The sequence below is a fragment of the Psychrobacter sp. A3 genome (assembly GCF_028823565.1).
GTDB classification, from domain to species: domain Bacteria; phylum Pseudomonadota; class Gammaproteobacteria; order Pseudomonadales; family Moraxellaceae; genus Psychrobacter; species Psychrobacter celer.
The window spans coordinates 81,645-95,224 of the sequence record NZ_JAPEHS010000001.1; the positions used below are offsets into that span (position 1 = coordinate 81,645).

A 13,580-nucleotide genomic window follows, 5' to 3' on the forward strand; every position below is an offset into this window, starting at 1 on the left:
GACTAGTGACTCCGAGAGATACCATGGCGAGTGATACGGATCACTTCGTCAGACAGCTTCTTGGCATTGTCGGTACCGATGGCTTTAAACAGTAGCTTTAGTAGCCCAACTTTAATGTCTTTTTCCATCTGTGACGGGTTTAAGGAGTTGACTGCTACCGCTTTATCGACAACGTCATCAATAGCGTAAGCGAAGCTGACGAGTGTGTCCTTGTCTAGGCCGTTTTCTTCTAGAAGACTTGGATCAAATAAGTGCTTGAACAGTCCATAATAGGCTTGTGCATGTTTGTTATGCTTACCTGAGTCATCGATAAACTCGTTTGGCACATCAAGTACTTTGCGAGCTTTAACGTCTTGCTCAAAGCCTGCGAACATCATGTACTGCTTGACTGGTGCATCAAACATGGCTTTGGCGTCCTCAATGGCTTTTTTTAGCAGCTTGGAGAAATGCTCTTGCGCATAAGGATTGTCAGCCAAATCTTCTTCAATCATCTTAGTGACGCGGCTGGTGATTTTGTCCGTTTGGTTACGCGCTTCATCATCACTTAGTGCCTCAGGCTTAATGTCTTTGCCCATATTGCCGACTAGATAAGCGCCTTTAGGCTCTCTGACTTCTATACCTGCGATATGCTTATTGAGCAGGCTACGGATATCATCCTCAAATTCATCAAAATTGATGGTTTCATTGGCATCTTCACGTGCCTGTTTACGCAGCTGCACAAAGGCCTTTAAGTCTTTTTTATAACGCTCTCGCTTACCCTCAAAAAAGCTGTCTTCAAAGTAGGAGGCCGATTGTAATGCGACTTTCATCACATTAGCAAACTCAGTTAACGCGGCATAAAAATCGTCACGCTTCTTTAGGTGCGTATCGACGAATGTACCCTCTCGCTCTTCTATTTTAGGTGATAACGACTGACGTAGGGCGTTGCCATCTTGTTTGTTGGTCACATCAGAGAAAATAGCCCAGACTTTTTTGTGTAGCATTGGCAGCCTTTTGTACTCAGAATCCATGGCATGGTACATACCCGCCAAGTCTTCAATGTCAAAGCCACCTTGGGTACGTTCCGCTAGATCTTGGTATTTCTCAATCGTGGTATCAAGCTCCTTTAGGATGCCACGATAATCAATGAGATAACCGAACTGCTTTTTGTTATGCAGGCGGTTAACGCGAGCAATGGCCTGAATCAAGTTATGACTCTTTAGCGGTTTGTCGATATATAGCACGGTGTTTTTGGGTTCATCAAAACCCGTTAACAGCTTATCCACCACGATCATAATATCTGGGCCATCATCTTCACCAAAAGCGTCGATGATGTCTTTGGTATATTGGGTATCGTCCATACCGTATTTGGGTGCGACGTTATCCTGCCACCAGTTTTGAACGATGTCTTTACTCTCGGCATCGACGACTTCATGACCTTCACGGGTGTCAGGCGGTGACATAGCCACGACTGAGCTGACCTTACCAATGGCATCTAAAGCGTGCTTGTAGCGAATGGCAGATACTTTTGAGTCACAAGCCAGCTGACCTTTTAAGCCTTGCTGCTTGAAGTTCTGAAAATGATCAGAGATATCATGGGCGATCAGTTCTATACGCCCTTCAACTTGATAGACTTGGCCTTTTTTAGAAAACTTACGTTTAAGATCCGCTTTTTGCTCACTGGTGAGCTTTTGGGTGATACGCTCAAACCATTTGTCAATTGCGACATCATTGGTATTGAGCTCAGGGATACGCTCTTCATAGAGTAGGGGCGTGACCGTTTTATCGGCTACGGCTTGCTGCATGGTATAGGAGTGGATGATGGTGCCAAATTTGTTTTCGGTCTTATCGTCTTTAAGCAGCGGTGTACCCGTGAAGGCGATAAAGGCGGCATTAGGCAGAGCCTGCTGCATACGGATATTGTTCTCACCGTTTTGACTGCGGTGACCTTCATCAACCAAGACAATGATATTCTCGCTAGGGTTATAAAACTCATCGTACTGCGCCGCTGCACCAAACTTATTGATGATAGAAAACACAATACGCTCATTACTCTTGCCGATCTTTTTGGCTAGATCTCTACCCGATAGCGCTTTGGCTAGGCGGCGATCTTTATCACTCAGCGCACCGGCGGAGATAAAGGTACGGGCGATCTGATTCTCCAAGTCTATTCGGTCGGTCACGACAAACACACGGCACTTGGCAAGATCCTCAAGCCAAATCAGCGCTTTGGATAAAAATACCATGGTAAAGGACTTACCACTACCTGTGGTATGCCAAATTACGCCACCCTCACGGCTTCCTTGCTCGTCAAAATTACTGATGCGCTTAACTAGGGCTTTAATACCAAAAACCTGCTGATAACGCGCGACGATTTTACCTGCTTTACTATCAAACAGCGTGTAATAGCGGGTCATGTCCAGCAGTCGATCTGGGCGCAGTAAGCTTATGATTAGCCTGTCTTGATCGGTCACGGCTAACTCGCCAGCATCAAGCAGCGATTGATATTCACGTTTATCATCAGCGCTACGCTGTGCAAACAAATGGTCGATTTGAGGATCATCTAAGCGCTGGTTTTTTAATTGATGAAACTCAGGCTCGCTGATTTCTTCTTCAATCCATTTAGACCAGAACTTTTCAGGGGTGCCGCAAGTCCCGTACAAGCCTTCATGACCATTGATAGCAAGTAGCAGCTGACTGTAGGTAAACAGATGCGGAATGTACTTTTGACCTTGATTGCGGATGTGCTGCGAGATGGCTTGGCTATTGGTGGATTGATGGGGGTTGTTTGAGTCGGGGCGTTTGGCTTCTATGACTACCAGTGGTAGCCCATTCACAAAGCAGACAATATCTGGTATGACGTTGCCTGTCGCATCAGCGTTTTGTACGACCATCTCTTCGGTCACGTGATAGGCATTGTTTTCAATATGCTGCCAGTCAATAAGCTGAATAGTTGGTGAAGCCTTTTTGCCTTCGATAAATTCAGTAACGCTGACGCCATAGAGTAGGGCGTCATAGAGCGTCTCATTAGCACGAGTGAGCCCTAGGTTCATCGCAGGGTTTAGCTCGCTGATGATCTTGTCAATACCAGCGTCAGACAGATGATGCTGCTGACCTTCAAAAGGAAAAGTCTGAGCAGCTAAAAACTCACGCAGTATAGGCAATAGCATCACTTGATTGCTGCTATTGGCTGGTGTCTGTAGACTTGAGCTTTTAGGACTGCGTAGCTGTAAGCATTCCTCAGGGGAGAGGTAGCGATAGCCCAGATTCATCAGTAGGGTAAGGGCGGGGATTTTTGCGCTGAATTCTTCTTTGAAGTTGATGCTGGGATTGGTCATATCTGCCCGTCTCGATTACATTGTTCATAATCTAATTTGATTACATCCGATAAGGGTGTGAATCTTGGATTCAAAACAACTTCTCTTTCCCCAGCTCTTATCCAAAAAATATCAGAATTACTTACAGTAGTTGTGATAACAACTCGATCTTTTTTATCAAATCCATAACGGTTAAAAGCAAATTCTTTTGCTGTATCGAAGTCAGTAGTCCAAGACTGCCTATTCCTATAGCTATTATCTTCAAATGATTTTAAAGAACATCCTCTATATACAGTTATCTCAGCCGGTTGTTCAGAATAATCATCTACAGGTGAAGGTATTACTACTATAGGAAACCAACCACTTTTGCCACGCTTTTCATGTTCATAGATACCTTTATATGCGTCTAGCTTTTTCAAGATATTCAACTGTTCAAAGCAGCTATACATTGCGTTTATAAATTCATTTTGTTTATGAGTTCCATCTTCATAAAAAATCACATCTTTGCTAAATGAAGAAGATGTTTTTGAAGCGATTAGTATATTAATAAGCAATCCATTTGCTGTTGCCTTAAATCTGTCATTAAAACTATCGTACTTCTTAAAGAAATGATCCATCTCAATCTGCATCTCATTTTTTAAGCAATTTAGCACTGACGGTGGAAACGTAACTATAATCATTTGACACTACCCCTAAACAAAGAAAAACCGCTAAGTTTGCGCGTTACCCAAAGGGCGTAGCAGCATGGTGGTCTTGTGAATAACTGATTTACATAAGCTTAATTTTAATTCAGTTTAAATATCACTTTTAAGAGACTCTATGAAAACGACAGCTTGACGCGTGATACCATATGAAAAATTGCTCGAAGATAAAGCTTTTTTTGTAATAAGCTTGTTATCAACGAGATTCTGGACATCGTCATCTATGAATCGACTTTCATCATACTCTATACTTGTAGAACCAATAAGTAAGTAATCAACTCGTCCATCTGTAGTCTCACATCTGTACATACTTTTGCTGTTCGAGTTTACAAACTGGCGCAATACGTCTATAGCTTGTGCAGATAAACCATTATTAAGCTTAAAGGTTGATGCTAAACCACTTAACCCGTCCATACGGCTTGCTACTGAAACCATTAAATTATTAAGTATTGAAAGTTGCGCCATCACCTCGGTATGGTTTTGATTAATAAATACTGAAAGCTGTCTCTGTAGTTCAATATCATTTTCAATAATCATAGCCGTGTTTTCGTTATTGTTCTCTCGCAACCATTCTAAAAATTCATTTATATTGGCTTCGTCTCTAATAGACTGAAATGATACTAATAAGCCTACCATGGTGGCAAAGCTACCTGCTAAAGTAATTGCATCCATGTTTAAACTCCAAAATCAAACTAACTATTGCTATAACTTGTGTACTAGATTGCCTGCGTAGGCTGAATTTTAACCCAGTCTATGTATCTATAAATCATACCTTCTTCGTAAATCCTTGATATCGCTATCAATCACATTTAAAATACTATCCCATAGTTCTGGATAATCTTCCATAAATTTCTGATAAGTCAATTGAGTTTCTTCGTTTGCTAAATCAGATGCAGATGCACCATATTTACTTTCAATACTTGAAAACTCCGACCATCTTTCCATAATATCAATAGTATTAATCTTATCGATTTTTATAAACTCTTCATTCCATATCTCAAAAACTTCTAATAAGCTATTCGATAAATATATGTAGTTTTCATTAATAGTATTTCTAATGCTTATCATAATAGAGGTGCTAGCATGATTTAGAGGTGGCCCATTTTCTGGGTCATGAACAAACTCCTTAATAGATAATAAATAATTCCTTTTCAAATTTGCTAATTTTATATGTGCATCCATTTTTGACGAGAAGAACTTAGCATAAGTATCTTGAGCGATAGAGTGGTTTACATGATCTTTATTTAACAACTTCTGATGTTGGTGTTTTAACTCATCTAATTGCTTTTGCATCTCTGCATTTTCTTTTCTCGCTTCGCTGTCTATCGTGGATTTCTTTTCAAGCTTTTTAAGCTCTATCTCAGCATTTTCTAGACGATCTATCCTCTTTGACCAAACACCTCCTAGCCAGCTTGATAGACCAAGGACTACTACTGCTATACTAATCCCACTAGTTACTAAAGAAGTTATAATGCTTGCAAAAATTTCGTTCACTATTTGACTCTTCTAAATATTATATTAGTTTATAGGCATGGCTTTTAATCCAGCCTACTCAAGATTAGGCTTTGTTCACCCATCAACCACCACCCGCTTCTTACCCGTCAAAAGCTGCTGCATCAACGCCTTTTTCTCTTGCTGCAAATCGGCAAGCTGTTGTTCCAGCAATTCGATTTCTCTGCTTGCATTGGTTAATACCGCAGCGATTTTTTGTTGTTCGTCTATAGGAGGAACAGGTACTGTTGTATTTAAAAACTCGTCAGGTCTAATATTTAATAAGCCATCATTACGAACACCAGTATTTACTAATCGTCCGAGTTGAGGTTTTAAGTAGTCAGCTTCAAACAGATACTTGTAAAAATCCTCACATAAACCGTTATTGATTTTAAAACAAACATAGATATTAGGTACTAATCCCGTCTCAAAATCTTCAAGTTTGAAAATACAGCCAAACTGATATGTTTTAGAGTTTCCTTTGTTATAAGCAAACTCACCATTTTTAAGTAGAACATATTTCTTTAAGCTTTCACCAGCCATGAAACGACTATAACGCTCTTTTTGAGTCATAAACCCACTTAAAGATGAAATAGTTAAAATTGGATGGTCATTACCATCAGATTTTCTTTGAATTCTAGTTGTGATATCTACTAGTTTTTTAGTTAACCACTCACCCTCAAACCGTTTCCCTTCATCATCAAGCAAACGCTTTTTACCAGTCAACAACTGCTGCATTAACGCTTTTTTCTGCTGTTTGCTGTTATCAATCAAACGCTCAGTAGTATCAATCGCTTTATCCCAAGTGGTTAGGATTTTGGCAATTTTTTGTTGTTCGGGCAGGGGAGGTGTGGGCACTAAAATTTCTTTAATAATAGTAGAGCTGAGGTTTTTTTGCCCTCCGCTATTAGCTAAATGACGAATTCTTTTGTATTGAGAGACTAAAAGCTGATAATAAAAGCCCGCATTAAAATTATCTTTTAACTGAATAGCGGCACATGCTTGATTAGTTGAAGCTTCAATACCAAGTTTTGCAACTTGACCACGCGTTTTACCTTGTCCGTACATTGCCATTAATATGGTATCTTTTGGGTAAAGCTTAGCAGATGAGTTATCTAGCCCTTCTTTAGTTATCTTCTGTTCAGTATCAATAATCGTCTGATAATTGACTTCCGCAGTTGTAACCCAAGGTATAGTTCCGTTCTCCCAGTAACTAGGCTTACTACGGCTAGGCGTACCTCCAGAAGAAATAGTTGCAATTTCTTGTAAGGATTTAATCTTCCACCCCTCAGGCACCATAACCAAGCTCCTTAAGATAGTTTTCCATCTCAGACTCTAAGCTGGCAAGCTCTGCCTTTAATGCCAAACGTTCCTCACGTACCGCCACAAGGTCAATTTCTGCCTCAGGCTCAAAGGTATCGACATAACGGGGAATGTTTAAGTTAAAGTCGTTCTCCTTAATCTCATCAAGGCTGGCAACATAGGCATACTTATCGACAAACGCGCGGTTGTTATAAGTCTCAATGATTTTTGCCAAATTCTCATCGGTTAGCTTGTTTTGGTTTGAGCCGGATTCATAATCCGAACTGGCATCGATAAACAGTACCGTATCGTCTGATTTATTCTTCTTAAATACCAATATCGCCGCAGGAATCCCCGTCCCAAAGAACAGCTTTTCCGGTAAGCCAATCACCGTATCGAGCAGGTTCTCTTCAATGAGCTGCTGACGGATTTTGCCCTCACTTGAGCCACGGAACAACACGCCATGCGGCACCACCACGCCCATACGACCGGTGTCGTTCTTGAGCGTTTCAATCATATGCGTGATAAACGCATAATCGCCTTTAGTCTTAGGCGGCAAGCCACGATGAAAGCGACCATGCTCATCATCGGCGGCATCTTCATAACCCCATTTACTTAGCGAAAACGGTGGGTTGGCAGTCACCACATCAAAGCGCAGTAGCGAGCCTTTATCATCAAGCAGCAGCGGATGACGCAAGGTATCGCCCCATTCGATACGGTGGTTGTCTTCACCATGAAGGAACATATTCATCTTTGCCAGTGCCCACGTCGAGCCAATCGCCTCTTGCCCAAACAGCTCATAGTTTTTGCTGCCTGAGTTTTTGCGCGCCATCGCCCCGCATTTGATGAGCAGAGAACCTGAACCACAGGCTGGGTCGCATATTGCATCACCAGCGACGGGGTTTAGAATAGTCGCGAGCAGGCTCGACACCTCAGGCGGGGTATAGAACTCGCCCGCACTAGCGCCCGCATCTGCTGCGAAGTGCTTAATCAGATACTCATAGGCATTACCAATCACATCAAGGCTACCGACCCGTGACGGACTTAGATTCATCACCTCTTTGCCGTAGTCTTCAAGCAAATGCCGCAGTAGCTCGTTTTTCTTCTTCTCATTACCCAAGCGGTCGGTGTTAAAGCTGATGTCTTGAAACACGTTTTTCAGCTTATTACCGTTGGCTTCCTCTATCGCATGTAGCGCTTCATCGATACGCTGACCATTGCCCGGCTGATGACGCTGCTCGTATAAATCCCAAAAGCTGGCACCATCGGGCAACACAAAGCGCTGGTTGCTCATCAGCTCTTTGACCAAATCGGCATCGCCATACTCATCCATTAGGCTGTTGTATTCATCACGGTACACGTCCGATAGATACTTCAAAAACAGCATGGTCAAAATAAAGTCTTTATAAGTATCGGCGCTGATCACACCACGAAAGGTATCGCAGGCATCCCAAACTGCTTTGTTGATCTCAGCTTGACTGATAGGGGAGATAGGAGTTGCAGCCATGTCAGGGTGTTTCCTTAAATGAGTTTTTGATTATTCTTTATTAAATTATTGGTTTAATGCTTCATAGCAGCTGTCTATATTCATGGTAACTTTAGCAAGCGGTCGGTAATTTTGATCAGAGTAGGAATAAACCAATGTGTAATTGTTCGCCAACATAAAGTCGTTAGGTATGTAGTAATCAATACAAGCTATTTGGAGTGCTTCCATTGAGGATAATTCTTGTATAACTGCTTTTCTTTCAGTGGCATCAAACGGTACTGTGTAAATGGCCTCAAAATTACCAAAGTGCGGGGTCATCATAGCGCTTTCAATTTGGATATAGCTATTTATGTTCATTGGCAAAGATTGAGCGTACTGATTGGTTGATAAGCGAAAAAACTCCGCCGCTAACTTAGTATCTGTATAAACATAGTCTGCGTCGACAATACCAGCATATTTTAATAAATCATCTAGCTCTGATTCAGCATGGCCCACATTGGAAACAGTTGCAAAAATCATAACTAATAGAATTTTTTTCATTTTACCTAATGAACTCCAAACCATTATAAATAGTCCACTAGCTGGCGCAAATGGCTACAAAAAAGAGGCAGTTTGAGACAATATTTTATGGATGTTGAGTAAAGCATTACCAAACTGATCATTGGTTCAATGGTAAGCTTCCATAAAGGATTGGTCTAACATAAGAGGATAATCCCAATTATTATTGTAATAGATACTATTAGAAACGTTCTTTAAATTAACCTATGTGTCTAAATCAGTCATTTAGCCTTTTTGGTAGATAGTATATTGCTCAATAAGTTTTCAAATCTTAGTCTGAGACTTTACTACTAAGCATTGCAAGCACCTTATCCTCTCCTAGCTGATCAATCAATGCCTGAAGCTGAACGGAAGAATCAGTTTTTGTTTGCCCATCCGCCCTAAGCTCTGCCGTATCTCTACCTTCACGCAAAGCATCTAAATAGTCCGCCCATTTCTGCATCATCTCGCTACGATCATCAATATACTCAAATCGACCGTACGCTGTACCATTAGGATCTTTAGTCGTATGACCCAATGCCATCTCTACAAGCACAAGCGGATACTTTAACTGCTCTTGTAAGATCGTCTTCGCTGTCGCTCTAAAGCCATGAGCGCAATGTATGTCTTTATAGCCTAAATCCTTTAAACGCTTATTAGCCGTCGCATCAGATATGATCTGATGCTTTTTTGCTGTTTCACTGTAGAAGACGAATTTAGTATGACCATTGATTTGCTGCTGCGCGCGTAAGATAGACACTGCCTGACGCGGTAGGGGCACGACCATGTCCTTGACCATGTTCACCTTGCCTTGTCCCTTCAATGGCTTCAACCGCCACCTCCCAGCCTCTAGATCTAGATCAGTCCAGCGCATGCGCCTTAGATCACCATTACGCACAAACAGAAGCGCTAATAGCCTAAGGGAGTTTATCGTATTTGGATCACCTTCTATAGTCTCTATATCACGTAGTAGTTTAGCTAATTCTTTAGGTTTGGTAATAGCAGGGCGATGACCGTAGCTTGATTTAGCCAGTTGACTCTTAATTAATGCGGCTGGATTGCTCGTACAAAAGCCGCGAGCGCCAGCATAGACAAATACGTCACTGGCAATACCTGCGCAGCGCTCAGCCTTGTCTGTGGGCTTGCCAGCTTTATTCAAAGTCTTAGCTTGAATGTCTAACAGTACCTCAAGCATTCTAGGCGAGCTGATCTCACTAATCGGCTCATCACCAATGTAGGAACAAAGCAGCTCAAGCCGACCTCTTTTACGAATAAGCGTATTACTCTTTTGAGTTTGATCTAAGCTATCAAAATACTCCCAAGCAAAACGATTAAAGCTATTGTTAGAATTGCTTAACAGTGTTTTCTTTTCTTCTTCACGATGGTCTTTTGGGTCAATATTACGGCTAAGCAGTTCTTCATAGTCACGCCACATCTCACAGGCACGCGCAAACGACACACTTGGGTAGACACCCAGTGAGATACGTTTATTTTTAGATAAGGTAGGGGACTTATAGCGATAAAGCCACGACTTAGTACCATTGGGTCTGACCATCAAATATAGCATCGGATGGTGTTTAACAGAGACTAGATATTCTTTGTCTTCGGCCTTGTGACTGCTGATGCTGCGATCAGAGCTGATTGGCTTGCGTGTTCCCATGACTGCCACCCAATGTACATTTAAATTCCAGTGTACATAGTAGTGTACATCAGATGCATGGATTGGGATAGATATTAAAAGACAGTATAGGACGCCAGATACAGCAAAGCCCCTGATATCAGGGGCTTTGGCTACTCTATGAGATAGCATAGAACTATGTAATGGTACCCGGAGCCGGACTTGAACCGGCACGCTCGTTAGAGCGAGGGATTTTAAATCCCTTGTGTCTACCAATTTCACCACCCGGGCAAAACTTGTGTTATCTATACATTAAAAAGCGTTGATAGTGCTTTTCGCTAGTAAGATAAGTGGTCGCTATTATAAGCGGTTATGCTGATAATGCAAGCCTAAATTAACGTGACGTTAATAAATAATTGGAGGCTGGAGTCGGAATCGAACCGGCGTTAACGGAGTTGCAGTCCGCTGCATGACCACTCTGCCATCCAGCCAATCAAGGTGGACTATATTAGCAAAAATAATTTAAATTACAAGTCATTTTTTGGCTAAAAATAGCTTATATGCTCACTTGTGCTGATTTTAGTGCTTTTTTATGAGTTTTTTGCGTATTCAGGCTCATCAGCGAGCCGGACTCACTGATGAGAGTACTGATCATTGAGTATATACTTTTATAATATCTCTTCGTTATTACGTTTGGCTCGTTTGATATCGCGATAAGTCGCGGTACAAATCAATACCAGCACGCCGAGCGTAATGGCTGGCCAAATTAAAATATATAAGCCGTAGATAAAGACGTTGTCCATGATATCTCCTTATAGTATTTATGAAGGGTTGCCTGTGCAGCTGGTCACATATTGACCAACTGCCAAACCCGCAAGCGGTGCTCGCTACCTGTGTTTATGAAAGCTCAGAGGTCGATGCCTTGGCTTTTTTATCATAATCGCCGACACGTTGATTGATTAAAGCAAAATCAAAGTGTTCATCACCCATGAGGCTAACGATGATACAAACGATGGTGCTGGCACCATAGGCCGTTAGTGAGGCCAGTAGTACCATGTACTGATGTAAGAAGCCTGTGGCAAAAATGAGCATCAGTACCAGCGTGATCGCTGCCGCTACCATGCCGATTTTACGACCCAAAAAGCCAAAGACCATCAGTCCAATCACGACTGCGGCGCCCACACTGGCCAGTATTTCAAAGAAAAGGGCAGTAAAGCCTGTCATCGGTAGCAGCTCAAAGCGTACCACACAGAATAGCAGCAGGCCGACGATGACCGCCGAGGTAAAGGCGGTATTGGTCACGCGGTTCCAAAACACACTGGCGATGACCGGAAAAACAATCGCGCCCCACAGCGCCCCTACAAAGACCAACATCACCAAGATATCTAGCTTAAAGCTGGCAAAGATCAGTCCGGCAGCGGTGGCGATAATCATCGTGCTACGACCAACGAGCATCATGGTTTTAGGCTTGACGCGGCCTTTGGCAATGTTTTTGCCATACACATCCGCCATCATAATGGTCGATAAGGCCGACAAATCTGAGTCGGCTGTCGATGATAGTGAGCCAATGACCAAGATAAAGAACAAGGCGATAAATACAGGGTGCAAGTAAGTGCTGACCATCTGCGGAATCAGATTATTCATATCGCCATTTAGCGGCTCGATACCGATGGTCAAAGCCATCAATCCGATCATACCAAGACCGATGACGATACCAGCATAGCCGACCGTGGCGGTAATAAAGGTCTGTTTAATCTTAGTCTTATCGATCGCAAACAAGCGCTGCGTGATGGTTTGGTTACCAATCGCATAAGCAAGTACAGCGACAAAATAGGGCGCTCCTTGCTGAAAAAACGCTTCGGATGAAAAGAAATCCTGCTGTTCCAGCGTGAGGTTAGAGAGGCCATCGACCATGACTTGTGGCCCACCCATCGCAAACAGTACCGCTGGAATAATGACAATACCGATGGCCATCAAAGCGACCAATTGCGCAAAGTCTGTAAAGACGGAAGCGCGAAACCCTGAGGTTAGGGTGTAGCTTAGCACTCCGATACCCGCGATAAGTACACCGGTCTGAAACGATAATGGCGATAATACCGACACCAACGCCCCAGCTGCAGTAAAGTTGACCATCAAGCTAATTAAGCTGCCCATAAGGTTGGATATGGCTAAAATTAATTGGCTTGATGAGCCATGGCGGGCGTGGATAAGCTCACCTAAGGTATGACCATCGGGTGCAAGCTCACGAAAGCGCATACCAAAAGGATAGATGAATAAGATCATCAGCGCGCCCCAAAAGCCGTAATGTATCGGCCCTGATACGCCATACTTGTAGCCAGAGGTCGCCGCCGCATAAAACGATGCCGCCCAAATCCAAGTAGCGGTCATACTAGCAGCACCCATGCCAAAGCCGACGCCGTGGCCTGCCACCATAAATCCTGAAGTGGTTTCTTTGTCTTTTTTGATCATCAATGACAACAAATACGTGCCGCCATAAAACGCTAACAACAATAAAATAATGGTTAACGATGAAAATTGGAACAGTGACTCAGTTTTCAAATTCATACCTCGCGATTATTTTACATAAATAAAAGTTTAATAGTATAATTTATCCAAAAATATTAAGAATGTAATAAAGCCCATAAAATGCTTATGTAGAGGCATCACACAGTGCTAACAATTGGCCGTCATAAAAAGCGGTCAGCGCCGACCCAAATGCAGCACGCTGGCGCACTTGGTGTTTTAAGAGTAGATCCTGCAACCTGTAAATGACAACTGTCCATTGACATCATGCCGGTCACTCACTGTTGTACGTCATTTAAAAAAATCACATGCAACAGTGAGCCACGTCTCACAAAAATCGCAGGGCAGTCATCAGCATGCGTCTGTTGATGGATAGTCCATCACGCTGTCAAGTGGTCATACTTGATAGTAGCTGGCTGCTATAGAGCGCTGACAAGGCAGGTATCTACAGCAAAATTATGGATAAGCACTCAGCCATCTGCTGATGACGGTGCTAAGTGTAGACAGCTTTATCGGCTAATATTATGTATAGCCGGCTGAAATATACCCAAGCATGAGCGAATTTTTGCCCATGATTAGGTAATTGACGCATTACCTGTAGTTAAGTATCAAACACGCTACAACCC

General features: G+C 42.5%; 10 protein-coding genes and 2 tRNA genes. All 12 read right to left on the reverse strand.

What is annotated here, in order from left to right; genetic code table 11:
* Window positions 1-2 precede the first annotated feature (2 nt).
* Entirely contained in the window at window positions 3-3,317 is a 3,315-nt protein-coding gene (locus tag NK638_RS00450) for a type I restriction endonuclease subunit R (protein WP_274631485.1), read from the reverse strand.
* Window positions 3,314-3,913, reverse strand: coding sequence for a hypothetical protein (locus NK638_RS00455; protein WP_274631486.1), 600 nt, complete (start codon window positions 3,911-3,913; stop codon window positions 3,314-3,316). The genes NK638_RS00450 and NK638_RS00455 overlap by 4 nt, the downstream gene beginning before the upstream one ends.
* 177 nt (window positions 3,914-4,090) lie before the next feature.
* Window positions 4,091-4,669 (reverse strand): hypothetical protein, encoded by a 579-nt coding sequence (locus NK638_RS00460; protein ID WP_274631487.1) that lies wholly within the window; start codon window positions 4,667-4,669, stop codon window positions 4,091-4,093.
* Between the two features lie 87 nt (window positions 4,670-4,756).
* Entirely contained in the window at window positions 4,757-5,491 is a 735-nt protein-coding gene (locus NK638_RS00465) for a hypothetical protein (RefSeq protein ID WP_274631488.1), read from the reverse strand.
* 75 nt (window positions 5,492-5,566) lie between these two features.
* Window positions 5,567-6,787 carry a restriction endonuclease subunit S gene (locus NK638_RS00470; RefSeq protein ID WP_274631489.1) on the reverse strand — a complete coding sequence of 407 codons (1,221 nt, stop codon included), beginning with the start codon at window positions 6,785-6,787 and terminating at the stop codon, window positions 5,567-5,569.
* Window positions 6,777-8,297 (reverse strand): type I restriction-modification system subunit M, encoded by a 1,521-nt coding sequence (locus tag NK638_RS00475; protein ID WP_274631490.1) that lies wholly within the window; start codon window positions 8,295-8,297, stop codon window positions 6,777-6,779. Before NK638_RS00475 ends, NK638_RS00470 begins: the two co-directional genes overlap by 11 nt.
* A 45-nt stretch (window positions 8,298-8,342) precedes the next feature.
* On the reverse strand, window positions 8,343-8,816 hold the full coding sequence (locus tag NK638_RS00480; protein WP_274631491.1) for a hypothetical protein: 474 nt from the start codon (window positions 8,814-8,816) through the stop codon (window positions 8,343-8,345).
* A 289-nt stretch (window positions 8,817-9,105) separates the two neighbouring features.
* Entirely contained in the window at window positions 9,106-10,473 is a 1,368-nt protein-coding gene (locus NK638_RS00485; protein WP_274631492.1) for a tyrosine-type recombinase/integrase, read from the reverse strand.
* 162 nt (window positions 10,474-10,635) lie between these two features.
* Window positions 10,636-10,722, reverse strand: a tRNA-Leu gene (locus NK638_RS00490).
* Window positions 10,723-10,848: 126 nt separating this feature from the next.
* Window positions 10,849-10,922: transfer RNA gene (locus NK638_RS00495), tRNA-Cys, on the reverse strand.
* A gap of 177 nt (window positions 10,923-11,099) precedes the next feature.
* The gene (locus NK638_RS00500) at window positions 11,100-11,234 is read right to left on the reverse strand and encodes a putative transporter small subunit (RefSeq protein WP_208855952.1); all 135 of its coding nucleotides are present in this window, start codon (window positions 11,232-11,234) and stop codon (window positions 11,100-11,102) included.
* Between the two features lie 94 nt (window positions 11,235-11,328).
* Window positions 11,329-12,996, reverse strand: coding sequence for a sodium:solute symporter family protein (locus NK638_RS00505; RefSeq protein WP_274631493.1), 1,668 nt, complete (start codon window positions 12,994-12,996; stop codon window positions 11,329-11,331).
* Window positions 12,997-13,580: the final 584 nt, after the last annotated feature.